Annotated in this window: 28 protein-coding genes, 1 tRNA gene and 1 pseudogene; 13 read left to right on the plus strand and 17 right to left on the minus strand. The window is 58.2% G+C overall.

The window, feature by feature from the left end; translation table 11 throughout:
• Window positions 1-381 precede the first annotated feature (381 nt).
• Both JQ631_RS23925 and JQ631_RS23930 read left to right on the plus strand, forming a co-directional pair.
• Window positions 382-1,353, plus strand: a complete 972-nt coding sequence (locus JQ631_RS23925; RefSeq protein WP_212329975.1) for a DGQHR domain-containing protein — start codon at window positions 382-384, stop codon at window positions 1,351-1,353.
• 47 nt (window positions 1,354-1,400) lie between these two features.
• On the plus strand, window positions 1,401-2,369 hold the full coding sequence (locus tag JQ631_RS23930; RefSeq protein WP_212329977.1) for a hypothetical protein: 969 nt from the start codon (window positions 1,401-1,403) through the stop codon (window positions 2,367-2,369).
• Here JQ631_RS23930 and JQ631_RS23935 read toward each other — a convergent pair.
• On the minus strand, window positions 2,347-2,526 hold the full coding sequence (locus JQ631_RS23935; protein WP_212329979.1) for a hypothetical protein: 180 nt from the start codon (window positions 2,524-2,526) through the stop codon (window positions 2,347-2,349). The two genes, JQ631_RS23930 and JQ631_RS23935, sit on opposite strands and share 23 nt — an antisense overlap.
• Window positions 2,527-2,811: 285 nt before the next feature.
• Between JQ631_RS23935 and JQ631_RS23940 the strand changes: the two genes are divergently transcribed.
• Together JQ631_RS23940 and JQ631_RS23945 are read left to right on the plus strand one after the other, a co-directional pair.
• On the plus strand, window positions 2,812-3,237 hold the full coding sequence (locus JQ631_RS23940; RefSeq protein WP_212329981.1) for a hypothetical protein: 426 nt from the start codon (window positions 2,812-2,814) through the stop codon (window positions 3,235-3,237).
• 178 nt (window positions 3,238-3,415) lie between these two features.
• Window positions 3,416-3,877 (plus strand): hypothetical protein, encoded by a 462-nt coding sequence (locus tag JQ631_RS23945; protein WP_212329983.1) that lies wholly within the window; start codon window positions 3,416-3,418, stop codon window positions 3,875-3,877.
• A gap of 83 nt (window positions 3,878-3,960) precedes the next feature.
• Here the strand turns inward: JQ631_RS23945 and JQ631_RS23950 are convergent, their stop codons facing one another.
• From JQ631_RS23950 to JQ631_RS23960, 3 genes are all read right to left on the minus strand, one after another.
• Window positions 3,961-4,188 (minus strand): hypothetical protein, encoded by a 228-nt coding sequence (locus JQ631_RS23950; protein ID WP_212329986.1) that lies wholly within the window; start codon window positions 4,186-4,188, stop codon window positions 3,961-3,963.
• Between the two features lie 478 nt (window positions 4,189-4,666).
• A complete protein-coding gene (locus JQ631_RS23955) occupies window positions 4,667-5,032 on the minus strand; it encodes an excalibur calcium-binding domain-containing protein (protein ID WP_212329988.1) in 366 nt (121 codons plus the stop codon).
• A gap of 59 nt (window positions 5,033-5,091) precedes the next feature.
• Entirely contained in the window at window positions 5,092-6,663 is a 1,572-nt protein-coding gene (locus JQ631_RS23960; protein ID WP_212329990.1) for an SNIPE associated domain-containing protein, read from the minus strand.
• Between the two features lie 164 nt (window positions 6,664-6,827).
• Between JQ631_RS23960 and JQ631_RS23965 the strand changes: the two genes are divergently transcribed.
• Entirely contained in the window at window positions 6,828-7,277 is a 450-nt protein-coding gene (locus tag JQ631_RS23965; protein ID WP_212329992.1) for a YybH family protein, read from the plus strand.
• Window positions 7,278-7,505: 228 nt separating this feature from the next.
• Here JQ631_RS23965 and JQ631_RS23970 read toward each other — a convergent pair whose 3' ends face one another.
• Window positions 7,506-7,646: a hypothetical protein gene (locus tag JQ631_RS23970; protein WP_212329994.1), complete on the minus strand. Its 141-nt coding sequence runs from the start codon at window positions 7,644-7,646 to the stop codon at window positions 7,506-7,508.
• On the opposite strand from JQ631_RS23970, the gene JQ631_RS23975 reads away from it, so the two are divergent.
• The 5 genes from JQ631_RS23975 to JQ631_RS23995 all read left to right on the plus strand — a co-directional run bounded on the left by JQ631_RS23975 (window position 7,645) and on the right by JQ631_RS23995 (window position 11,062).
• On the plus strand, window positions 7,645-8,199 hold the full coding sequence (locus JQ631_RS23975) for a hypothetical protein (protein ID WP_212329996.1): 555 nt from the start codon (window positions 7,645-7,647) through the stop codon (window positions 8,197-8,199). The two genes, JQ631_RS23970 and JQ631_RS23975, sit on opposite strands and share 2 nt — an antisense overlap.
• A 402-nt stretch (window positions 8,200-8,601) precedes the next feature.
• Window positions 8,602-8,997 carry a hypothetical protein gene (locus JQ631_RS23980; RefSeq protein ID WP_212329998.1) on the plus strand — a complete coding sequence of 132 codons (396 nt, stop codon included), beginning with the start codon at window positions 8,602-8,604 and terminating at the stop codon, window positions 8,995-8,997.
• A gap of 99 nt (window positions 8,998-9,096) precedes the next feature.
• Window positions 9,097-9,759 (plus strand): DUF6946 family protein, encoded by a 663-nt coding sequence (locus JQ631_RS23985; protein ID WP_212330000.1) that lies wholly within the window; start codon window positions 9,097-9,099, stop codon window positions 9,757-9,759.
• A gap of 38 nt (window positions 9,760-9,797) precedes the next feature.
• The gene (locus JQ631_RS23990; protein ID WP_212330002.1) at window positions 9,798-10,277 is read left to right on the plus strand and encodes an HNH endonuclease; all 480 of its coding nucleotides are present in this window, start codon (window positions 9,798-9,800) and stop codon (window positions 10,275-10,277) included.
• A 35-nt stretch (window positions 10,278-10,312) separates the two neighbouring features.
• Window positions 10,313-11,062: a hypothetical protein gene (locus tag JQ631_RS23995; RefSeq protein ID WP_212330004.1), complete on the plus strand. Its 750-nt coding sequence runs from the start codon at window positions 10,313-10,315 to the stop codon at window positions 11,060-11,062.
• Here the strand turns inward: JQ631_RS23995 and JQ631_RS24000 are convergent.
• From JQ631_RS24000 to JQ631_RS24030, 7 genes are all read right to left on the minus strand, one after another.
• Entirely contained in the window at window positions 11,040-11,909 is an 870-nt protein-coding gene (locus JQ631_RS24000; RefSeq protein ID WP_212330012.1) for an ATP-dependent metallopeptidase FtsH/Yme1/Tma family protein, read from the minus strand. The two genes, JQ631_RS23995 and JQ631_RS24000, sit on opposite strands and share 23 nt — an antisense overlap.
• Window positions 11,902-12,108 (minus strand): hypothetical protein, encoded by a 207-nt coding sequence (locus JQ631_RS24005; protein ID WP_212330014.1) that lies wholly within the window; start codon window positions 12,106-12,108, stop codon window positions 11,902-11,904. The genes JQ631_RS24000 and JQ631_RS24005 overlap by 8 nt, the downstream gene beginning before the upstream one ends.
• Window positions 12,105-13,052 (minus strand): hypothetical protein, encoded by a 948-nt coding sequence (locus JQ631_RS24010; RefSeq protein WP_212330016.1) that lies wholly within the window; start codon window positions 13,050-13,052, stop codon window positions 12,105-12,107. Before JQ631_RS24010 ends, JQ631_RS24005 begins: the two co-directional genes overlap by 4 nt.
• A 321-nt stretch (window positions 13,053-13,373) precedes the next feature.
• Window positions 13,374-14,255 (minus strand): hypothetical protein, encoded by an 882-nt coding sequence (locus JQ631_RS24015; RefSeq protein ID WP_212330018.1) that lies wholly within the window; start codon window positions 14,253-14,255, stop codon window positions 13,374-13,376.
• 288 nt (window positions 14,256-14,543) lie between these two features.
• Window positions 14,544-14,891, minus strand: a complete 348-nt coding sequence (locus JQ631_RS24020) for a hypothetical protein (RefSeq protein ID WP_212330020.1) — start codon at window positions 14,889-14,891, stop codon at window positions 14,544-14,546.
• Between the two features lie 268 nt (window positions 14,892-15,159).
• Window positions 15,160-16,584, minus strand: coding sequence for a virulence-associated E family protein (locus JQ631_RS24025; RefSeq protein WP_212330023.1), 1,425 nt, complete (start codon window positions 16,582-16,584; stop codon window positions 15,160-15,162).
• A 272-nt stretch (window positions 16,585-16,856) separates the two neighbouring features.
• Window positions 16,857-17,498, minus strand: a complete 642-nt coding sequence (locus tag JQ631_RS24030; RefSeq protein ID WP_212330032.1) for a hypothetical protein — start codon at window positions 17,496-17,498, stop codon at window positions 16,857-16,859.
• 71 nt (window positions 17,499-17,569) lie between these two features.
• On the opposite strand from JQ631_RS24030, the gene JQ631_RS24035 reads away from it, so the two are divergent.
• Both JQ631_RS24035 and JQ631_RS32360 read left to right on the plus strand, forming a co-directional pair.
• Window positions 17,570-17,959, plus strand: a complete 390-nt coding sequence (locus JQ631_RS24035; RefSeq protein WP_212330034.1) for a hypothetical protein — start codon at window positions 17,570-17,572, stop codon at window positions 17,957-17,959.
• A pseudogene (locus JQ631_RS32360) lies at window positions 17,956-18,960 on the plus strand (recombinase family protein); the annotation flags it as partial. The gene JQ631_RS24035 and the pseudogene JQ631_RS32360, both read left to right, overlap by 4 nt.
• Window positions 18,961-18,963: 3 nt before the next feature.
• Here JQ631_RS32360 and JQ631_RS32365 read toward each other — a convergent pair.
• The 5 genes from JQ631_RS32365 to mnmA form a co-directional block, all read right to left on the minus strand.
• Window positions 18,964-19,425 (minus strand): hypothetical protein, encoded by a 462-nt coding sequence (locus JQ631_RS32365; RefSeq protein WP_249160898.1) that lies wholly within the window; start codon window positions 19,423-19,425, stop codon window positions 18,964-18,966.
• Between the two features lie 145 nt (window positions 19,426-19,570).
• Window positions 19,571-19,647 (minus strand) — tRNA-Met (locus tag JQ631_RS24045).
• Between the two features lie 237 nt (window positions 19,648-19,884).
• Window positions 19,885-20,247, minus strand: coding sequence for a hypothetical protein (locus JQ631_RS24050; protein ID WP_212330036.1), 363 nt, complete (start codon window positions 20,245-20,247; stop codon window positions 19,885-19,887).
• 46 nt (window positions 20,248-20,293) lie between these two features.
• Complete coding sequence (locus JQ631_RS24055) at window positions 20,294-20,932, minus strand: class I SAM-dependent methyltransferase (RefSeq protein ID WP_212330038.1); 639 nt, start codon at window positions 20,930-20,932, stop codon at window positions 20,294-20,296.
• A 21-nt stretch (window positions 20,933-20,953) separates the two neighbouring features.
• Entirely contained in the window at window positions 20,954-22,135 is a 1,182-nt protein-coding gene (gene mnmA, locus JQ631_RS24060; RefSeq protein WP_212330040.1) for a tRNA 2-thiouridine(34) synthase MnmA, read from the minus strand.
• Between the two features lie 344 nt (window positions 22,136-22,479).
• Between mnmA and JQ631_RS24065 the strand changes: the two genes are divergently transcribed.
• The gene (locus JQ631_RS24065) at window positions 22,480-24,090 is read left to right on the plus strand and encodes a flagellar hook-length control protein FliK (RefSeq protein WP_212330042.1); all 1,611 of its coding nucleotides are present in this window, start codon (window positions 22,480-22,482) and stop codon (window positions 24,088-24,090) included.

The following is a 24,090-nucleotide window of genomic DNA, read 5'->3' on the forward strand; positions in this document are numbered from 1 at the left end:
CTATCAAATAGGAGCTTGGGGAAATGAATGGTAGCGGGAGAGCGCTACCTACGTCCCCCCCGACTGATTTCCGCAGAGTTTATGGTGTCCGTGGCCTAGCAATCCGCCGGAACAACGTTCTCCCCCTGCGCAGGGAAGGTTTTCGTACAAAAGATACAGATAAATCAATATGATGCGACTTTTGTGTCCATATTTGTGTCGCGATCTAAGGCCAGATCAACACCAGCCAAATTCTCGTGGATATCGTATTGAGAACGTGGCGCACTAGCTAACTACGCGCGTATTTGTTGCAGCGCATTGAACAAGATCGCGGATAAGTTGCACCCGCGCTGTTCAGCGACATATGGCGGGTTATGATGCCGCTATAATCGTGGGGCTCGAATGACGCGCAAATCCTATCCCGGACTACTGCTCAATCAGAATAAGCATCGGTTCTACTTTGCGACCGTCCCAGTCGACGACCTTTTCCCCAGTTGCTTCGTCGCGCGAAGAGATGACGATCCGCTAACGGGATTTCAGCGGTCCTTAAACGAAGCGCGAGCCGACGACATCGCCAAGTATTTGGCCGACGGTACTGGTTCAATTCCCAGCAACATTGTTCTCTCTGCGCAGTCGGGCGCAGCATTTCGCTATGCACGTCGAACTAAATCGATTTCGTTTGAGGCGATCAAGAAGGCCTTCCTTGTTCTCGATGGGCAACATCGACTGTGGGGCTATCATAAGTGCCGCATTAGGCATCGCGTTCCCGTGGCGATCTACTCTGGCCTATCTTCTGCGGAAGAAGCCAAACTGTTCGTTGATATCAATACGACGCAACGAGGAGTCCCCGCCGCGCTGTTGCTGGACATCAAGCACATCGCTCAACTAGAGTCTGATAAGGAGCAAATCCTACGAAGTGTCTTTGATCGCCTAAATCGAGATGCCGAAAGTCCCCTTGCTGGACGGTTGAGCCCCGCCAAGAGCATAACAGGCAAAATTTCTCGCGTGACCTTCAATCGTGCGATCGGATCGATCTTGATGGGCGGTGTGATGTCAGAGACGGGGGACGATCAACGATACAAACTTATCCGTAACTACCTCAATGCCTTCGATGCTGAACTAGAAGACAGTTCGCTCTTGGCGCGCTCAACATTCTTCGAGGCGATTTTCGCCATTTTTGATCAGGTCATTCAGATCGCAATTTCTACTTCGAAAAATGTGAAGCCGGAAGCGATTCGGAAGATCATAAGGCCCCTTGCTCGATTGAGTTATTTAGGAGCGGGCGGCAGAGCCCTTCTCGATAAGAAGGCAATGACGGAATTGATGCAGTCTACCTTGAGAGCCAAAACGCCAATCAGCAACGAGATGCTCTAATGCTCCCTAGAGGGCCTGCTTGGCAGAGCCTTCGGCAACAAGCGCTGATGGTCGTGCCCGAGAGAACGGTGGTATTGAAAACGAAGCCAACGACGGTTCGCGAGTGGCTATCAAACGGCGCGTTCGTTACGACAGCAACCTCGACCCGTCAGTTTTTGCTTTCGGCTTCTCATGTTGAAATAGCCGCTGCACTTCATTCAGAAGTGGCCTTCTATCTGGATCACGCAACGGAACACTCAGTCACCCTGCGACATCAACTGAGTTCGGGGCGCTGGTCTAGTCCTGCGTGGCTCTGTGTGACGTTTTATTATTGGGCATTTTTTCTAGCTCTCGGTCTCACTCGCGTGCTCGGAAAAACAGCAGTGTTTCTAGAGCGAAAGCAAGTTCAGGATCTTCATCGCCTGTCGAGCGCAGCATCGCCCTCGCCCGGAGCTGGGGCATTCGTAATGGAATGTGTACCGTCCAGCACTGTGGCGTACGCGGACGTTAAGCTCACAAAATCCAACCAAACCCGAGTACATAATCTCGTTTGGCAGCTCCTGACAGATGAAATCGCAAAGCTGGTCAAGCTCACGATTTCTGGCGATGATGAAGATAGGCTTTACGTGGCGCTCTGGACCGCTTTTGATTTGCTTGGAAGCGCATGGCCGTCGGACCTTAGGAACGCGGTGAACTATCGACCGGGCGAGGGATACTCGGCGGGGCGTGTCCCAGCAAAAATAAAATCGTTCGGCACCCTCAAGATCGATCCGCCGACTAATTTCAGCGCCAGTCTAGGGCGATTAGAGAACGCGATATCTGGAGTGTCGAAATCGACGACTGTCTCCGGCGACGTGGATCTCATGTCTAAAATTCTCCTTGAAACGACACTGATACTCGATGCGCTTTATCGCGAGCTTCACTCTGAGGTAATCGATCGGCGACGGATTGACATTAGGTGGCAGAATTCTCGAACCCGTTTTCTGAGCCAACAGTTTGCATGCTATAATGAGCCTAGTTGGCCGTTTGCATTGTGAGTTCGATTTTCTTTCTCGGCCGAACCGCCCCGAATGCGTACAGCTCACGCTGTTCGGCCGCCACCATACGAAACGCGGAAGCCGCTGTGACCGCCTCTAGCTTCAGCGAAAGTGATTGAGAAAAGCAGTGGCCGCGACGATGATGATCCGTCTTCATCGTGGGTTCTCCCTGAGTCGCCAATTTCGGCGAGACGCTCGGTTTGACCTCAAGGCGGAACTCATTCGTACGCACACGACTAACGTCTAGGGGCAACCAATCGAGACCTCGCGTGCGCTATTCTTCGCGCCGAGAAATGTCAGAGGCACGGCGAGCACTAGTATCGAGCTTGCTTGGTGTTGAAACTTGCGTCCGCAGTGGCCGCTGTGCAAGTTCATCAAGGTGAGTCGATCGAGAAACCGCGCGGTTCCCAATCTGAAACTCAAGGACCGTGGGTACAGGTCGATGAACACTAAAAGTGTTTCCATAGTCGCAAGCGCCTTGGCAATTTACGGGGTGATCATCACTCCCACATTTGCCCAAGCAGTCAATCTGACCTGTCGAGGGCGCTATCATGTCTACCCTCCTGAAGAGTCGATAGATGCATCGCTTCCACCCTCTGCATCATCGGTAGATCTTGCGGCAAAGCGGATCGTTACACCCTTGGGTGCTTACACGCTCTCGCAAATCGACGAGGATCAACTCACGTTCGATGCGCCAGCCAGCCCTACCTTCGGTTTTATCACTCACGGCACGCTCGATCGCGTGACTGGCAAGATGCTAATCTGGTGGTTCCTGCCACCGGAATACGAACGGTTCAAGGGCAATCGGTCTGCACATGCGGCTCGGTACGCAGAACTCGAATGTTCGATTGCGAGGCGCTTGCTCTAGAGGCTACAGAAGTGGCAGTCTGCTCATCGACGATTTGACAAGCGTTCAAACTTAAGCAGCTGCTGGCTGTATCGGTTGGCGTGTTGCAGGCGGCTCCGGCCGCGCCGCAGCAGCACTGAGCATCATGTTAGGTTGGATACAAGATCGGACGCAGCGCGGGCCATAATGGGGCACATCGATGCGGTTTTCAAATTGGGTCAAGTTCGATGAGCGAGACCTGCTGAAAAACACAAATTACCCCGGCGTATACGCCATAGCAATTTCCAGAACGAATATCGCAGGCAAGCGGTTCGGTTGGGTAAAGGAGATATGTTACTTCGGTTTCACAAATGGGGTCAGCGGCCTTCGCGGTCGCCTCAATGCGTTCAATAACACGTTGCGCGACAAGTCCGGTCCGGGCCATGGCGGCGCCGAGAGGTTTCGCGGCAAATACCGCAACGGTAATATGCTTGCGAAGAAGCTCTATGTGGCTGTTTGTCCATTTGAGTGCAACGTCTCCTCAAACTTGCCTAAGGACTTGCGGACAATGGGCGATGTCGTGCGGGCGGAGTACCTTGCATTTGCAAAGTACGCGGCCCTTTTCGGTCGATTGCCGGAGTTCAACGACAAGGAGAAATCGCCGAAGCGACAGATGCTTTGACGGCGAGCATGAAGTAGCCGATATCGTGCAACCGGCAGCGCCGATGTGACGGCAACAGCGCTACTACGTTCGCAGCTTTACGGTCACCAAGGATCGAATGATTCAAGTTGAGCGCGAGCCAGCGACACTTTAGCGACGGCATCTCTTCGCAAATCGTGTCCGGCAGCCGTCAAATCGAACCCCACGATGAGACCGAGCCGTCTTAACGTCAGAAGGGCAAGAGGGTCACACAGTTCAATGGAAAGTCCGGCTCCTAATACAGCAATGGTGCGCTGTTCATCGCTATCGAGATCAGCCCATGAGAGGTACATCACGCGGCTCCGCGCTAAACGATTATCTAAAACCCAAATGCGTGCCTGATTTGCCGCAGCATAGCCATTGCGGCATCGGTGTACCGACCGTTGGTTAGATACTGATCGAGTTGCGCTGAGCTAACCAGCGCCACAACCGCCACTGTGAAGCCTTTAAACATGGCCTCTCCTGAAAGAGACCGCCAACCGAGCGTGTCGAAAATCTACCCGTTCTTAGAATGCGCTGCCGCATATCGCGGCCTAATATTCAAATGGTGACATCGATCTCTCACCAATTCCCTAACGGGCGACATACCGTGCGTGCGGTGTGATGAGGACGATGGGTTGCATTATGTTACCTGAAAATCCCGTTCGCATTCCTGTGCGTGGAACAGAGAAGGAAGTTTGGTCAGTCGGGTGTACAGGGAAACAAACAACTTTGGAGTGGTCTGTCTGAGTTGGCGATTTGACTTGCTGCCGCAAAAAGCCGGGAGGCAATTCATCGCTGAGCAGGCCATGGCTCGCAAGCAATTCCGTCCCGGTCGCGATCGTGGTGTTTCCAATAGCCTGGCTCTCCACGCCTTGACGGCGCCAGACCCACCAAGCGAGCAAATTCGCAGTTTGGCGCGGATGCAATATGTCTCAGCGTTGTCGCGACCGGCCAAGGACTCGAAATAAGAAGCCAAATAGCCGGATAGACAACAAAAATGACAGCGATGGCGCTAAACGCCGCAATGGCCCACCGCAACTTGGTAGTAGTACGATCACGGCGCGATACCGCACGGAAACGGCGCTGCAAATCGCGCAGTCTCTGATCTGGACCGGGGTCGGAATGAGCCGGGTTTGAGCCGGGAAGTTGCGGCATGAATTCAGCAGGCTGACATTTGGGCCAAGTCAAGCAGCGCTTGCGATCTAGCAACACGGCTAGTTCGCAAGCTCGCTCACGGCTATTGCGTCCGTTGCAGTTCTCATTCGCATACTCTGTCTGTATTCGATTGCCTCCGCTACCTCGCGAAACTCCAACAGTTGGCCCGTCAATTGGGCAAGATGGGCCTTCACGACTAGCGGAGTGGCGCGGAAGAATTCCCTTCGTCGATTGACCTCGTTTACGCGGCAGCCAGATAGCCGATCATGCATCGAGCTTTCGATGCCGACCGCATCGTCGGAGAAAAACAGTGCGTGAACGTCGAAATTGAATGGCACTGATGCATCGCTCAACTCTCGAATGCGTTCCATCGGGTCGAGCCGCCTTGTCATGCCGATCTTCACCATATCCTGTCCAAACGAGCCGAGATTAGAGATCACGTAGACATATCCAGCGCGCGTATTGGCGGCACGAGCATCAACGCTCTCAATGGCTTTCTCAACTTCAACAATTTGCTCCCGGAGCCGCAGCATCCCGTCTTCATCGCCGTTCGCTGTCACCGCATCCAATGCGTTTTGGTAGTGCTGTCGCTCCTTGGTTAGTTTTGCGCGCTCTCGTTCGATCTCCTGCTGCGCTTTGCGCTCATCACGCATCCGCTCCCGCTGCTGTCGCTCCGCTTCTTTTTCCTCTGACTGCTTTTGGAGAAAGTCAGCAGTAAGTTGCAACTCGTCAATGCGGAGCTGGACGTAGCTCGGTAAAATACTCACCTGCATCGTGACACCCAGTTTCCGGATGGTTTCCTCAACCTTTCTTAGACGGTCTATAGCACTGTCGAGCTTGAAGGGCTTCAAACCACGGACCAAGTTGTCTGCCTCCGCATTGAAGGCACGCAACATCAGCTTGGAAATCTCTCTGACCATCTTGTTGCCGTCGGTGGTCGATCCATTCACCGTCCAGTTTGTTGCTGCGAGAACTGCGCCGCCGTCTTTCTTTGCGGCTGCCTTAATGGCATCTTGAAGACGATCAAGAGCGTGCTCGTAGGCCAATGCGTCGGTGAGCGGATGCCGATACTCATAGATGCCGACTTCTTGAAGTAGGGCCGTCTCCCTCGTCTCAACTACCATTCGCCGGGCTTCATCAACTTCACCCTTTAGGTTGGCGCGCTCCGCAGCAATATCTGTACGAGCTTTTACGAGCTCCTCCTTCAGCGCATCTACCGCTGTCTGCAACTCGCGCCGCCGTGCGTCCAAATCAAGCAACGGAAGAGCGCCGATAGTGACTAGCTGCTGCTGCGCAGTATTCCGCTCGGCCCGAAGCTGGGCGACCTCCGCTCTCAGTTGGGCCAAGCAGGAGGAAGCCTCCCCAATCTCCCCATCTGCTGAAGCAAGTCTAGCGTTGAGCTGGTCCATCTCCTCTAAAAGCTTGCGCGCAAATGCGCGGGCGCCGAAGAACGGCACGGCCCTAGCTTGACTGACCTGTTGCATTGAGAGCCCCAAAAGAGAAAAAGCCTTGTCTGGAAGCGCGGCACGATTAATGGTTGAGTAGAGTTTCAGAACATCATTGTAGGTGCAAGCGGGACTAGAGGTCGCAAGCAGGGTCTCCGTTAGGCATTGCGAGGGCAGCGTGTGCATCGCACTGCATGATCGCAACGCTCCGCAATGTGTCGGTTTGTGGCAATGCGACGAATTGCGAGGCCCTGATCCAATTGGTGTCGCAACTCCAAATTGATGTGCTAAATTCTTGGTGGCCCTAGCGGGCCAATATTTCAGATCAGCACATTTTGGAGGGAATTAAGATGCGACGCACTTACGTTCTATGTTTCGTCTTGGCCGCTCTCAGCTCTCCCTGCCTTGCAGCGGATGCAGATCTCAAGCAGGAGGTAGAAAAACTCGGTTCCGCTTATGCCGACAATTTCAATAAGCAGAACGCGGCGGGTATTGCTGCGCTCTATGCGACCGGCGGGATGATGATCAATGCAGCCGGACCTCACACAAATATCGCGGAAACCTACACCGGAGTATTCAAGGCCGGCTTCAATCACAATGAGATAACGGTGGATCAAGTCTCGCCCTTGGGGCCTGATACCCTGGTTGCGGTCGGTGAATTCCATCTCACTGGCAAGAATGCAGCCGGGGAGCCTATGGATTTCAAAGGGCTTTGGACAGCGACGGATGTTCGTGAAGGCGGCGTATGGAAAATTCGGGCGCTCGCTGCCTTCCCGAAAGCGCCACCGCCGAAAGACTAGACTTGCAATGGCGGAGGAGCGCCCAAATGCAGTCTGGCTTCCTCCGCCTGACCCCTATGGAGTGCGCCGCAATATCGCGCGATCAGCCATAATCCGTAATTTTACGGGAATTGCATATTTATCCCGTTTCGCATCTACTTCAGATTGTTTTTATGACCATCCGAATTTCAGACGGGGCCAATGAGCGTCAAAGCCATGATGGCAACTATTCTCCAAGACCAGATGAAGTCACGCGGCATTAGTTCGCTGTCGCGATCCGACTACGAGCAGATCGTAGAACTGCTGATTGAGCAGCTTCGCGAACTTGAGTTCGAGTTGGCGGCGCGAGAACTTCGTCGGCCAGAACCATGATTTGGGGATCATCTCCATGCCAGCGTACTCCTCAAAAGCACAGCCATATTTGCACGCGATCGCCGAAGGGATCTTCTCCTCAGAGAAAATCAGAGACTGGCTCATCAGCGGCACGCCAGCCGAAGTCGAATATACCGGGGCCGATGTTCTAAGGGACGAACAACGTAGGGTGCGCTGGCAAAAGAAACAAACGAAGCAGCCGTTCTGGGCAAACTACTTTTGTGGCAAGGACGCTCGATGCACGTGCAGGATCGAGGGGAGCAAAGGCTTGGAGACGGACGCGATCTTCTTTCTTCGCTCCCGCTCTCGCAGAGTATTGGCCGTTCATGCGGAATTCAAACATGTAAACGAAGCTTTCGGGTATGGACAGCCGGAAGCTTATCCGTTGCGGGCTGCTTGTTTCGCAAAAACCTATCAATCGCGCCCCACGATAAATCCGCATCATGATTGGACGACGGTTCTATTCTGCGGTGAGGATGCCCTTTCAGATGAACGCATCTCATGCTTTCAACGTGTAATCACTCACACCGAAGCCGCACTAGCGATTTCAGCTTATCCTTACCGAAATTAGTCACACGAGGACGATCCGATAAACGAAAGAGAAAGGAGGAGGAGTTGCGGGTGCTCTTAATCTGGACACTGTGTGCATCACTCGTTTGTGCTTCGTTGCCAGCAATGGCGGCTGACCTCCCCGACTACGCGGTCGAAAAGTGGTGCGATCAGGTTTCTCGAACCAGCGGATCGCGCTCCGAACTCATTTATGGCGGATGCATCGATCAGGAGCAGACAGCTTACGATCGCCTGAAAGCCACTTGGTCTAGTGTGCCTTCACAAACGCGAAATTGGTGCGCGCAGGTCGCCCGGTCAGGTGGTGGTGGCTCGTATACGATCCTCAATGGATGTGTCGATCAAGAGAATACCGCGCGCCAACAAAACACAACACGCCGTTTCCAGCGCTAGCGAGAGAGATTAGATGGACGGAGCATTTTGGATACTGATCGGAATTTCCCTCCTGATCTATCTAGCCCCCAGCATCGTCGCTGCCGAGCGTCGTCATCATCAACTGAAAGCCATTGTGGCCCTCAATATCTCTGCTGGCGCCGTTGTGCTCGTGTATCTACTCGTGATGACGTACTTTCTCCCCAAGAATGATGCGACCGAGCGACTCGCGGCCCTCATTGCTATGTACATCTTTGCAGGCGCAGTGAACGTTGGCTGGGTAGTCGCGTTGGTTTGGTCGTTGACGCAGACTTATGGACAGCAGGCTGCCCGAGACGGGAATGCGGTGCCGCCCCCCGTCGCGGAGCAAAGCCGTTGGCTCACTCTGATGAAGGAGAAGCGCCCGCGAATTATCTCTGACAAGCGGTGACTACCGCTGTCATGGCAAAGAGATCGACGATAGATCGCCATTACCCATTCGTCGGAGAGACAATTTGTGTGTGGCGGCAAACCGCGCGAGGGCGTTTGAATGAAGAGGATATGCATCCCGTCATCTGGTGCTGCGAGCTGGCAAGCCCTTCTCGCCGATCCTGTGAAACATTGGCGCACTGGGTACTCTGCACGAACACTGGCGCAATGCTGGGAAGCCGCAGACGGTTTGCCAGCGGAGGTCGCCGCTCTGTTCGGATCAGATGCCGAACTACTCATTGCGATACCGGAACATAAAGTGTCTCTCCGTGATGCAGGCAGAGAAAGTCAGACAGATATCTTTGCTTTGATAAAAGCCGACAATCGCACCATAGCCACCGCCGTAGAAGGCAAAGTCAATGAGACGTTTGGGCCGCTCATCAAGGATTGGTTTGCGGAGCCTTCGCCCGGAAAGCAGCAGCGGCTCAAGTTCTTGTGTGACCTGATCGGCGTCAGGTGTCCGCCGCCGGATAATCTGCACTATCAGTTGTTCCACCGAACCGCTTCGGCCATTCTTGAAGCCGAACGCTTCAAAACCGATGATGCGGCTATGATTGTTCATTCCTTCTCGCCTGAGAATAAATGGTTCGATGCGTATGCGGCGTTTGTCCAATTGTTTGGGATAATTGCCCGCCCCGGAGAACTCGCCGGCAAACCCATGCGCGACGGTCGTACAATGTACTTTGGCTGGGCGAGCGGCGACCCGCAGTATTTATCGATGTGAACGCAGCGGGCGACCACAGTTGAGGCTGGGAAAGAGCGATGGAAGCGGTCAAAAAAAATCGAAATCAGTCTGAGGCTCGTCGCGTTGCCGAATTGGCTTATCCTTATCCCGGCTGTTGCCTGTGTGGACAGACGGTCGGAAGAGAGCTGGCGCATCTAGATCACGAGGCGTCGAACAATGATCCAGACAATCTTGTGTGGCTCTGCAATCAACATCATTGGATGTATGACGCTGGCCTCTTTTCGCTCGCCGCATTGAAGCTCCAACGCTCTCATTGGCAGGACAGAAAGGGAGAGCGGACCAACGCATATATGAAGGATGCCGGAAAGAAGGCTGCGGCTACACGTGCAGCGAACGCCATTAAGAAGCGCCGGAGCGAGGCCGCGCGAAAGGCCGTTGCGACACGTCGAGCAAATGCAGTGAAGTTGCAAGGCGCAGCGAAAAACGACAAAAGTGCCGACAGCCAGAGCCCGTCTAGTTCGCCGGAAACTGCTCTGCCTTCGCACGGCCGGGTTTAGCCGTGACGAAGGCTGGTCAAACGAACCGAACGCGAATGCACACCGCGTTCCTACGTCGCACATTGTGGGTACTGCCCGCAGCGAGCCTATCGTGCCCTGCAATTGCGCAGGGCGATGGGGCAAGTCCTACTCGCTATCACGTCAACTCCCGAACCGCCACCTATGAGGTGCTGGAAAGTCCCTCAGAGGGAGGCGGCAAGTGTCTATATCGGGACCAGACCCAGCTCTTGTGCCCTGGGACGGCGTTCATTGCCTTTGAGAAGCACTACAGAACGAAGGACTATGATCTCATCCTGATTTCTATGGGCGAAACTGGATCGGGAACACGATGGTGGGATTGGAAGGTCATCGTTGATGATGGAAAGCAAGCGACAGTTAAGCCCTTCGCTGACGAGTGCCTTGAATGCGACATCCAAGTCGAGAACTTGGACTTCCGTTCAAATAAGGCTGTTTTCACCTATCGTCAGAAGAAGCAGGAAGTAATCGTGAGCTTCCACGCCGGTAAACTGACGGAGCGGAAAAAATCGCTCAACTCTCGTGAACCGTTGGACCAAGAGACCTGTAACGGACTGTTTGGCAATTATGAAGAATGTACAGCTACGCGGCAGAATGCGGCGAACTGCACAATGGCTCGAGCCAATGCTGGCCACTTCTTTCTCATGCGAACTGAGGATCGCTACGCTGGGATTTCATACAAAGGTCTGCAACTACTGTGCAAGAACGCCTGCTCAACTGGGAAGGCCATGAAGCGCGAAACGTTCCTCAAGAAGGTATGCCGACGATAGGCCGCTGCTCGTGATTTGGTGCAGAACGTGGCACGGCTGCGGCATCAGCGTGATCACATGCGGCTCGAAAACGGTCCGCCTCCGTTTGGGCCTTACGCCACTCGGCCCGGCGCCGCCGCTCAATTGCTATCGCCTTGCGCGCCACCACGTCAGAAATGATCTCATCGATATCTCGGCCATTCAGCGTCCGCTTGATACGCAGCACGATAGACAGTGTCATTAAGACATCCCCATGAGGCGCCAGCAGATCACGGGCCACGACATCGCAGTGCGCGAGAAACGTCTCGATCGCCTCATCGCCGGAGCAGATGAGCGAGGCCAACTCGTGGGCCTGCCGAAGATCATCAACCGGCTGGGAAGGCTCACCATCCATGAGCAACCGCTCAGCGGCGCGACCGGCAACAAATTCAATGCATTTGGCGTAGACGCTGCCAAAGATATCGGCCACCGGGCGGCGATCTTCGCCGGACTTAGGCATTATCGGACTGATCGCGGCCCGAACGTCTGAGGCATCGCCACGGCCCTCTGAATAAGCCTGCGAATGACCGACATCCCAACACAAGCCGTCAGAGCCACGGATCGGGTCCGGGTTGATCGTGACACCGCCAACCTCATGTCCCAACAGCCGCGCGCAGACAGCATGACCGGCTTCGTGAACCGAGATGCGTTGATCTTGCTCTTCGGTCCTGCCAAGCGCGAAAAGTAGATCATCGTACTCGTTCGGTGGCTCATCGGGGCCGCCGTCAGACACCGCAACGACCCTTTCGGCGCTAACGGCGGCCCCAGTTGCGGGAGAACGGGTCGCGTACTCAGCAACACCATTCTCGGCCGTCGATCCATCAGACATGGCCGAGAACCGTCAAATGACGAGCGACCATGCGGGCGCGGATAGCTGCAACGTGTGGGTCCGCAAGTTGGGGCATGGCGCGCGCGATCATCTCTGCAACGCGCGCCGGGACGCCGCCCTTGTTCTTCGGCTCGACGATCCATCCATCAAGGCGATTAACAACTTTGTGCGGCTGCCAGCCGGGAGGTGCCGATTTCATGTGCGCGACACCTCAATCTGGATCGAATGCGCTTCGGCGCGGCAGTCAGTGACTGCGAAATTCGCCGCGCCGATCGCAGGAGCACCGGTTGCTGCGCCCACGAGATCATCGCCTGCATCAAGGTCGACAACATCCGCCGCTTTCGGATCGAAGTCACCGCCACGCATGCCGCGAAGTCGGACACGACGCGGATCAGTCAGCGGAACCGCAATGCCGCGATCCAGTGCTCGCTGAGCAGTCGCCACCAACATCACAGCGTCCTCCCACTGACCAGCAAAACGCTTGCGACCGTCGCCGTCGCGATGGTGGGCGCTGCGCAGCATAAAGACCGTCGTTGTCGGTTCAGTCTCGGTTGTTGCATCGGCGCGCAACGCGACCGGCTCGCCCGGGATGGGCAGACGACCATGCCGGATAGCGTCGGGCATCGCTTTCAGCTCCGCGAGCGCGAAGTTGGCCGCAACTTCGATCTGGCCGGACGTATTCTGGACGTACCCGGCCATCTGACTGCTTTCGACGTGCGAGTGAGCGATCTCAGACAGGGCATTAGAAAGAACGCGGGAATGCTCAAGATAAGCCGGCAATGCCGCCTCGATGGCGCCAACCTGCTCGGCCAACTTGCCTGCGGCCGCCGCGCGCATGATGTGATCGCGTTCGGCGGCGAGTTGGCGTTCCGCTTCAGCCTTCTGGCGGATCAGGGCAGCGAGAGCATCATCGATGCCAGCCAATGCCGACGATCCGGTATCGACGGCAGCCTGCACTTTGTCGAGCGCGCGCTGGTCTTCGAGGTCGCCCGACAAGAGCGCCTTTTGACGGGTCACAGTCGCGGTGTCCAAAGCGTTTTTAGCGATGGCACGCTTTATGGTGAGTTGTTCGAGCCGCTTCGCAAATGAAGCGATCGTGGCTTCGAGTTGTTGCATCTGGCTTTTGCGGAATGGGTTTTTCATCCGAACAGATTAGATGCAATGAAACCATTTTCTTAGGCGCAAGGCGTGGCGCGCTCCACGTTCTAGGTACATTGCCGTGGTGCGCACCATACTTAGAGCGGTTATTGGGCATGAGACGGATCACTCGATTCGAGACGATGCGCAAGAGCAGTGACGCATTGCCGTTGTCCGCCGAACGCCTAATCAGCAGAAACCCGTCGCCTGACAATCGCCCGTGCTTGGCGGTGACCGCGCGGTAGATAGTCGGAGGTCATCAACTTAAAGTCGGCGCGCATACTTAGGACCACGTTTCAAATCAGGCGACCAGATCCGCGAATAGGGTCACATCGTCCGCAACGTGGCGATGATAGAAGTGCAAACCTCGATACAATTACGTGCCGACTCGATTTGCTTGTTGCGGGAGGCAAACGTCTGAGCAGAGTTGTTGAGTAGCCTAATGCCTTGCTCTTCCGCATCCGGGCCCGCTGTGCCCGGCATAAAATCTCCAGCGCGCGAGGCTGTTGAATGATCAACTCCCGTTACACCTGTCTGAATACTTCCGTGGCACAGATAGTGTTGAATGAATTTGGTCGTATGACCATGCCCAGAAGGAGGATCAATTGCGTCACCTATGCCGCTGTACCAGACTCGCTCGAAAAGAGGGCTGATATCGGCGACTAAAGCGTTCTGATCAGCCGTAAGCGTCTCTAGCGCATTTGCAAAAGATGCCTTGGTTTTGGGATCGATGGCACTTGCGTAGTACTCGATCGCGGTCTTCACGAAATCCTTAAAAAGCTTTTTGTTGTGGTTGAACTTCGCAAGACCCGCCGCCGCGGAAATACCTACTGCCACAATTGCAAATTGTTCGAATCCCCAATTTTCAAAATCCATGTTGTCCTCGACCAAAGTTTTTATATGGTCGAAATGCGTTTCCCAGCGTCTTCTTTCACTGTCTGAGCGCGGCCCGCGAGGCGACGTTGCCATTAGGTCGTTTGCATCTTCGACGGCGCTCCGAATCTGCGTTGCCCAAATCTTCCGTTGCTCTGCGTCCAACAACGTGACGAAAATTCCCGGAATTAAATGCAAGAAAGCATCGATTTCTGCCAATTTCGAAATAATCTCGTTGAGTTTACCCGAGACCGAATTTTTCCATTGGATGTCTTGTTCTTTTTCATAGAACTCGGCAGCGGCTTTGACGACTGCAATAATGATCGTTGCCCACATACTGCATCCCCACACATCAACTTAAAGTTCTATTATAGCTGCTTGCAACGGCAGTTCAACCCGAGAGCGGTGACGTGGGCCCTCGCCAAAGGTGGCGAATGCGGCTCCAGCAGAAGGCCAGACGTGCGGCCACTTCCTAATCGCCCCGACCAGAAGACATCAGACTAGTCGCTGACTTGGACGGCCCAAGGTGTCAATAGCCGCACCATGGGGCCTCTCCAATCGCGCGTCCGCTTGCCCTCCATAAGCTGTCTTAAGGCGGCTGTGCCGGACCCCTGTCGCTTTGGTTCAGTCCTGCGGCTCCGACCAGATCGGCCACAATTCCCGCAGCCGGTTCTTGGCCTTCACGCGGGCAGGCAACCCACCCTGATACTTTTCGATATAGTCGAGCAGCCGCTCGGTGCCGATCAGCCACGTCGCCCGCTTCAAGCCGAGCGAGCCGCCCCGGCGTTCGGCATCAGCGATCCATCGATAGCACGTCTGATCACTGATTTCGCAAACGGCCGCCGCCTGCGGGACGGTCAGTAGCCCCCCGTTGGAAATGCTATCGATCACGTCATCTGCACGCTCAAGTCGGCGTAACCGGTCGGCAAACCGGTCCAGCTCGGCCGCGAGCGCTCTCGGATCATCTGCCATCAGATCGCCGCCTCCTATCTTAGGCATTTATGGGACGGGTCAATGGCAACCCCGGGTTTAAATTTCTAGCCGTGGCGACCCGCCGCGGCTTCGCGCCACCCGCATGGGCCGGGCGAACGGAAGGACCCTGACGAGGAAGCCGCCAGCGCAGCCGGTGCACCACTGCACCACCTTGCATCGGTCTTTCGGCTTTCTCCTAAACTCCTATAGAAACCGTTATTCCTATTCTCTCTTAAGAGACTTACTGGTGATACTGGTGCAGTGGTGATTACCCCTGCGGCACAGCGGTCTCCTGCATCACCGCTGTGTCGGCGACGACTGGTGCAGGCTGCTTGAGAGTGGTGACATTGCTGCCCGGCTCAGTCTCGGCGGCTTTCTTGCGCCCATCAATCTCCTCTTGGCGGGCATCCTGCACCAGTTCGTCCTCCGTCGGCGCGCGCACGTACATCCACACGCGCTTGTCCTGCGGCTTGCCCTGCACCGTGGTCTCGATCGTGACCTGCTTCCGCGTCCAGCCGAGCCGTTTCAAGCAGCGGGCGACCCGGTTCATCGCGGCCTGATCCCAATTCACTTCGTCGAGGCCGATGGCGTTCTTGAACACGTGCTCAATCACAACCCGGTAGGCGGGGTGGGCCGGCGGCCGGTGCAGGCGGCTGTCGAGATAGTCGGCAATCAGCGGCTCCCATGCTTCGGCCTGATAGCGGGCCTCCTGTTCCTGCTCCGCCTTTGCGGCAGCGGCCTTCCCAGTCTCGGTGTCGGTAAACCACCAAGCCACACCAGCCTCATAGAGAATGCGCGCCTCAGCCCACAGCATGTCACGATCACGCTGCAAGCCTTCGATATCGACCTGCGTCACGCTGACCGGCAGAAACCGGCGGGCGCCGGTCCAGTCCTTCAGATAGTCGTTGCAGTTGGTGGTCCCGATGAAGATGCAACTGCGCGGCCGTTCGATGATGCGGCGACCATAGGGCGGCCGGAAGCGATCATCAGTGCGCGAGATGAATGCCTTGATGCGCGACGCCTCCGTCTTGCTCATGGCGTCCAACTCGCCGATCTCGATGCACCAGACACCGGCACACTGCATGCTTGCGTCCTTGCTGCCGAATTGTTCGATGTCGTCGGTGAACCACGGATAGAACAGCACCTTGACGGCCGTCGATTTCAGAAGGCCCTGCGGACCTTCGAGGATCATCATCGTATCGACCTTCTCGCTATAGCCGAGAATGCGAGCGATGGCGCTGATCATCACGTTGCGGCCGACCATCTTGGTATATTCCGACTGCTCGGCACCGAAATAGGTCGAGAGCATTGTATCGAGCCGGAACACGCCGTCATGCTCAAGACTATTGAGATAATCTCGCACCGGGTGATAGCTGCGGTCGCGAGCCACCAGCTCGACGGCCTGCGCAGCGACCGCAGGCGTTACCGCGATGGCTTCCACTGTCTGCAACCAATGCGTCAACGCCAGATCGTCCTGCTCCGTCCACGGACGCGGTTCGAAGTTGGCAGCGCCAATCCACGGCTCCCACGGCGGAACGTCGTTCAACATGGTCTGATGCGCGAACACGTCAAATGCCAGCACACCTTGCCAGCACTGAGCGCCACGCAGCGCAATCACTGCGTTGGCAAACAAAGGTTTAAGGACGCCGTTTTTTGCGCGGATAAATTCGGCGCGCCATCCAGTCTTGTCCATGGCCCGCTCAGACTAATTCGCAATTGAGCTGAGCAGATACACCGAGGAGTTGAACCGCAGCACGCGCAGCTTGTCCATGGGCGCAGTGACCATTTCCATCAGAAGACCTCCACTCTTGCGAGGTCGCTACAGCCGTGGCATTATTGTCATGCAAATCGTGACCAAGCCAAGACTGGGATGCAACCCCAGTTTCGAAAGAACCCTGCCGCTGATACGGTGGGGTTCTTTTCATTCTGAGGTCGAGCTTCGCGGAAGAACAGGAAAAGCGGCGATCAATTTTCCGATCGCTGCGTAGCGCCTTGATCGGAAGAGCCAGCCCGGGCCGCTATCTTCCGAGCAATGTTATTGATGGACGCATCGGTCGGTCGAAATCTCTTTTCAAGTCCGATCCAATCAAACAGCGTACCAAATAGCTCTTTACGATCAGCTTCGATCTCGCGTCCGACCATCAGCTTCAGAAACGGCTCCACAATCTCTGTGCGCACGTCCCGTTTCCGGTAATCTTCGAGGGTGATCTTGAACCAATGATCGATATCTTCCCCCCGTGCCGCGAGCGCCCGATCAACTTCAGCACCTGTTCGACCGTGTTGGTCCATCAGGTCATGCAATTTTCCGTCGTCAGCATCAGGGTTAAGCCGCGCCCATCTTGCCTTCTCGATCTCGTTATCAAAGAAATCCGGTCCGATCTTCTTGGAAAGCGCGAGCACTTTGGCGATTGCCGCACGATATTGATGCACCAACTTGCGATCTGGCTTTTTCCTCTGCGCTGCCGCCCAGCGCGCTTCGATCTGCTTGAGAGCAGGCTCCAACCCATATCGATCGAAGGGATCGGCCGCGTTCATAGTCGATAAAAGCCGCGCGAATTGCTCGTCGCGCACTTCCTCTTCGCTTTTGGCCGGTCTGTCCTTGATCATGCGGGCTGGCACACCGAAGCGCTATTCGGCAGCACGAAAATTGACCGCCGGTTTTCCTTCTCGGGACTGCAATGCTGCGTCAATTTACGGCGCAGAACAAGCCCGCACAGATGCTGTTTGCGCAGCTCGATGTAGCCGCGCAACGAACGCCCAGCGCCTCAAAGGGCCAATCAACGAGTGTGGATGTCAGATCGCGCAATCTTCAGCCGCGTCCTGTGCGAAAGTTCCAAGTGAAGCAGGGGCACGACCATCATCGTGAGCCGGTGACGCCTGAAGCCTCATTGCGAGCACAGGCCATGGCGCCTCACGAAATCCAGAATCAAATAATACCGCCAAATAATTCCGACGAGGCCATTCTTCGCTATGTGCGGGAGCTTGCCAAACGCCACGCGCGCGAGGATCATGAGGCCGAGATCGCAGCCCGCCAAGCATCCATCCCTGCGACGAGCGAGAGACAATGATCCGCGCTTCGGTCTACGCCCGCTTTTCTTCGGACCGGCAGAAAGATCGTAGTATCGACGATCAAATTGCCTTATGCCGCGATCTATGCGCGCGCGAGGGCATGGCGGTGATCTCGGCGTTTGAAGACCGCGCGGTTTCCGGCTCGTCTGCTGTTAACCGCCCGGGCTTTCAGGCCCTGATGCAAGCCGCCGAGAGCAGGTTGTTTGACGTCATCGTCGCCGAAGATATGGATCGTATCTTCCGCGATCAGGCGGACTATCATAACATTCGTAAACGTCTCGACTTTCTCGGTATCACTCTGCACACCGCTTCTGGCAGGGTTGGCACGATTGACGGTGCCCTACGGGCGTTGATGAGCGAGCAGTTCATTGAAAACCTGCGAGTGCATACTCGGCGCGGTCTTGAAGGTGTCTTGCGCGACGGCAGACATGCTGGCGGGCGCGCGTACGGCTACCGCGCTGTGAAGGACAAGCCCGGCGAGTTGGAGATCGTCGAAGAAGAGGCCGAGATTGTTTGCCAGATTTTCGCCGACTACGTCGCCGGCATGACGCCTCGCCAAATCGCGCACGACCTCAATAAGCGCGGCGTGCGCCCGCCCCGCGGCAAGCTCTGGAACGGTTCGACCATCAATGGTCACGTCGCGCGCGGCAGCGGCATGATCTTGAACGATCTCTACGCCGGTCGCATCGTCTGGAATAAGGTCCGGATGGTGAAGGACCCGAGGTCCGGCAAGCGCCTTTCGCGCCCCAACCCGAAGGAGCAGTACAAGATCGTCGAGGTGCCGCACTTGCGCATCATCGACAACACCACATTCAAGACGGCGCAGGTTATCAAGATCGAGCGCCGACGCGACGCAACACCGGCAACGGCACAAAAAGCGCGCGCGCCGAAGCGGGTTTTCTCTGGGCTGATCAGATGCGGCTCGTGCGGTGGGGGTATGTCTTCGATCGGCCGTGATCGCAAGGGTGCGCGGTTACAATGCTCGGCGTACCGTGAAAGCGGTTCATGCGAGAACAGCCGCCGCGTTTACCTCGACGACATCGAGGCGCTCGCAGTCAAGGGATTGTGTCAGCATCTCGCGCATCCCGCGATGATCACCGAGTATGTCGACGTCTATAACGCCGAACGCATGCGCCTCAAGAAAGAGGCAACCACGGAACGCGCTCGGCTGGAACGGCGTCTCGGCGAGATCGGACGCGAGATGAAGCGGATTGTTGACTGCATCGTGGTCGCCGGCATGCCGCCAGAGCAATTCGTCACCCGGATGCAGGAGCTTGAAGCCGAGAAGACCAAGGTCATGGCCGGGCTCGAAAGCGCCAAGGGGAGTGATAACGTGGTCGCCCTGCACCCGAAGGCGCTGGACCGATACAAGCGCGCCGTGATGGAGTTGGCCGACGAGCTGAAGCGCGGCGCCCCGCGCGAGTTTGCGACCATCCGCGAGTTGGTCACAGCGATTATCGTGCATGCCAGCCCTAGCCGACCGGGCGGCACAGGGACCAAAGCCAGTGCCGAGGATGATCGGAGTGTGCGGATCGACATCAAAGGGCGTCTCGCCGCGCTCTGCGACAATCCGGTCCTGTTTCCGAACATGGCTATGTCGGGGGGAACGTTGGTAGCGGGAGAGGGACTCGAACCCCCGACCCCAGGATTATGATTCCCGTGCTCTAACCAGCTGAGCTACCCCGCCACAGGGTCGCGAACGGCAGCTAAGGCCGATCTCGCGAACGCGCGGCATATAAGGAAGGGGGCGGCGGGAAGTCAAGCAAAGTGGGGCTGATTTTGACGCCAGAATCGGCCGCGTTGTGCATCAGGCTCGCGGCAGGCTCGCGGGAAGTCGCCCTCACCCGGAATCCGCGCCTTTGCGCGGATTCCGGCCTCTCCCCGCAAGCGGGGAAGCGGCGAAGGAAGAACTGCCGAAACTAGCTTATTTCGGCTTGATCGTGGGGTCGCCGCCGGGGCTGCCGGGGGGCGGGATGACGGGCATGCTGCCGCCCGTGCTCGGCGCGGGGGCGTGCATGTCGGGGTCGACGCCGGCGGGCGGGCAGAGCACGCCGTCGGATTTGGCGAGCTTGTCGCCGAGCGGTTCCCGCGACTGGCCGGTCGTCGTGCCGTCGGGTGCGGTGGCGCGGTTCGGGCGGTCCTGCGGCGTACAATCGGCCGTGTGCTGAAGGGATGGCGGCGCGGTCTGTTGCAGCGGCGTCGCCGGGGCGGGCGGGGCCTGCGCGATCGCGGCGCCGGAGGCGACGATCACAAGGCCCGCAAGAATGAGGTTTGATGTCGTGCGCATGGGAGGGAAACGCGCGAAGCGCACGCCCTGTTCCCTCCGCTGAACATTACGATTTGTGGTAGCGGATCAGCGAGAAATGGCCCATCGGCGGCATGGGGCGGCGTTCGGCGAGGGTGACACCGCCGTGTTTGGCGGCCCAGTTGACGAGGCGGTCCCACGGGAATTCCGGGCGCCAGCCGAGGCGGCGGGCGATCGGCGCGAAGGCCAGTTCGAACAGCTTGCGCGGGCCGCTCTCGGCGCCGATGTGGTTGACCAGGATCAGCTCACCCCCGGGCTTGAGCACGCGCACGAACTCGTCGAGCGTGCCCTCGGGGTCGGGCACCGCCGTGATGACATATTGCGCGACCACCGCATCGAAAGCACCATCGGGGAACGCGAGGTTCTTCGCGTCCATCACCGAGAGCACTTCGACATTGGAGAGGCGCAGGGTTCGCACGCGTTGTTGCGCCTTGCGCAGCATCGGCTCGGAAATGTCGACGCCGCAGATTCTTGTGGTGCGCGAATAATCCGACAGCGACAGTCCGGTGCCAACACCGACGTCGAGGATACGGCCGCCGATGCGGTCGGCCTCCGCGATGGTCGACTGCCTTCCGGCATCGAACACCTTGCCGAACACGAGATCGTAGACCGGCGCCCAGCGGCCATAGGCCTTTTCGACCCCGGCCCGCGAGATGTCTGCTGCCATGCCCCCTGCCCCGGAAATTATCTAGCCGCGGACCGCTTCCACCAGCGGCCTCGCCGTGCTCGTCGCGACCTTCGCGGCAGCGCTTTGGATGAAGCCGCCGCCAAGCACGCGCGCCTGCCCCGCGGGCGCGTCGTAGAACACACAAGCCTGGCCCGGCGAGACGCCCTCTTCGCCGGCGACGAGCTCGACCTCGTATTGACCGTTCGCACCGCGCAGCCAGGCCGGCTGCGGCGCGCGGGTCGAGCGCACGCGGACGAACAACTCCAGACCAGCACCAATCGCGCGATCGATGTCGCCGCCGCCGATCCAGTTGACGTCGCGCAAGGCGATGCGATGCATCTTCAGCGCCTCGCGCGGGCCGACGACGACGCGGCGGTTGGCGGCATCGAGTCGCACCACGAACAGCGGCGCGCTGGCGGCGATGCCGAGGCCGCGGCGCTGGCCGACGGTGAAGTTGGCGATGCCGTGATGCTGGCCGAGCACGCGGCCGTCGAGATCGACGATGTCGCCGGGGTCCATCGCGTTTGGACGGAGCCGGGTGATGATGTCGGTGTAACGGCCGGTGGGCACGAAGCAGATGTCCTGGCTGTCGTGCTTGTCGGCGACCGAGAGACCGAAGCGGCGCGCGAGCTCGCGCGTCTCGGGCTTGGTCATGTCGCCGAGCGGGAAGCGCAGGAAGTCGAGCTGCTGCTGCGTCGTCGCGAACAGGAAGTAGCTCTGGTCGCGGTCGCTGTCGGCAGCGCAGACCAACGCGCGAGAACCGTCGTCGCGGCGGCGCGAGGCGACGTAATGGCCGGTCGCTAGTGCCTGCGCGCCGAGTTCACGCGCGGTCTTCAGGAGGTCACGGAATTTGACACTGCGGTTGCACTCGATGCAGGGGACCGGCGTCTCGCCGAGCGCGTAAGAGTCGGCAAAGTTGTCGATGACGGACTCGCGAAAGCGGTCCTCGTAATCGAGCACGTAATGGGGAATGCCGAGCTTGGCCGCGACGTCGCGGGCGTCGTGGATATCCTGGCCGGCGCAGCAGGCGCCCTTGCGGTGGGTGGCCGCGCCATGATCGTAGAGCTGGAGCGTGATGCCGACGACGTCGTAGCCCTCGGCCTTCAACAGCGCAGCCGTCGTCGAGGAGTCGACGCCGCCCGACATGGCAACGACGACCCTGGTATCCTCAGGACGACCTTCGAGATCCAGACTGTTGAGCATGGGCCTAAGCTGACGTGACGGCGATGATCCACGATTCCTGTTGCCTTGAGCCGGGACGTCAGCGGTCCCCGGGAACCTGAGTTCCCTCGGGGGCACTGGCTGGCCCGGTCGAAGCGGCTGGGAGCACCCTTTAATATAGGCGGCATTCCGGTGAAGCAATCGCGCCCGCCCCAAGCTTGGGGCAATTCTTGCCGGGGCGGCAGAAATGCCGGGGCTTTGAGGGGGCCGATGGCAGTGACGCTCAATCTTCAAGCTACTGATTTTACTGTATAAAATAACGATACACGGAACTGGCCCGCTCCTTGCTGACCTTCTGGCCGGAAGATGTTTTCAAGGGGTCGCCTGTGGTTGGTGTCACGTCAGACGTAGCGGCAAGCGCGCAGGTGTCCAGCGCGCAGCAGAAGCCTGCCCGGTCGCAGAGCACCAAGGACACCACGCCGAGTGACTCCTTCGGTTCGCTGGTCGACAGCAACACCCAGGCCATCAGCAACAGCGCTCCACCCTCGGCCCAGGACCCTGCACCGCGGCGGAGCGATTCATCGTCGTCCTCGTCGCCCGACAAGAGCACGCGCGACAGCTCTTCGACGGACCAATCCTCGCAGAGCAAGGCGAACGACAACACCGATTCCTCGACGCAAGTCTCCAGCGATACGCCGTCGGGTCCGACCAAGGCGCCCGCCAAGACCAAGGACAAGGCTGACGCCTCCGCCAGCAAATCCGGCGACAAGTCCGAGGACACCAAGGACGACAAGACCGACAGCACCGACGGCCTCGCCGCCGCGGTGGATGCCTCTGCCGCCGCGCAAACCGCGACGCCGGCGGTGGTGGATCCGAATGCCGTTCCCGTTGCCGCGCCCGTAGTGCCTGTCGACCCGAACGCCGCGACCAACCAGGCCGCCGATACCCCCTCCTCCCCGCTGACGATCGCCGCCGCCGGCATCGCCGCCAGCGCCTCCACCGCCGCGCAGATCGCCGGCACCAAGACGGATGCGACCGGCAAGACCACCAAGACCGGCGACGCCAAGACCACCGACGCAAAGGCCGCGCTCACCGATGCGGCCAGCGATGCGACCGACGCCACCGCGACCGATGCCACGGCCACTGCCGCGCAGCTCACCGCGGTCGATCAGGGCACGCCGAAGACCTCGTTCAAGGCGGCGGCAACCGCGCAAGGCCAGACCGACGTCTCCAATATCGGCCAGGACGCGACCAAGACCGCGCAGACTGCGGCCACCGCGCCAAATCCCGCGACCGCGACGACCGCGGCCAATGCCGCGCATCCGCAGGCCGCCAAGCCGCAGGCTGACGCGACGACTGCCGATGGCAAGCCAGCCGCCACCGATAGCAAGGCGGATGCCACTCCGGCCGCGCCGACCACGCACGCCCATGCCGACACGCAGGCGGTTGCTGCTGCGACCGACGCCAGCGCACAAGCCGCCAACGCCGTGCAGGCGCCGCTGACCAACACGACCTCGGCGGCCACCGCATCCACCGCGACGCTGACCGCGACCGCGGCCAACCCGAATGCGGTGCCGATCAGCGGCATCCCGGTCGAGATTGCGGCTGCCGCGCGCTCCGGCAAGACGCGCTTCGACATCAGCCTCGATCCGATCGACCTCGGCCGCATCGACGTCCGCATCAATGTCGATCGCAACGGCCAGGTCACCTCGCATCTCACCGTCGAGAAACCCGAGACACTGCAGATGCTGCGGCAGGACGCGCCGCAATTGCAGCGCGCGCTCGACGATGCCGGCCTCAAGACCGGCAGCAACGGGCTCTCCTTCAGCCTGCGCGACCAGAATTCATCGGGGCAGAACACCGGGCACAACAACGACAATGGCAGCAATTCCCGCCGGCTGATCATCAGTGAGGATGATCAGGCCGCGGCCGCGCCCGTCAGCCGCAGCTATGGCCGTATGCTCGGATCGAGCAGCGGCGTCGACATCAGAGTGTGA

It is taken from the genome of Bradyrhizobium manausense (assembly GCF_018131105.1).
In the GTDB taxonomy this organism is placed as follows: domain Bacteria; phylum Pseudomonadota; class Alphaproteobacteria; order Rhizobiales; family Xanthobacteraceae; genus Bradyrhizobium; species Bradyrhizobium manausense_B.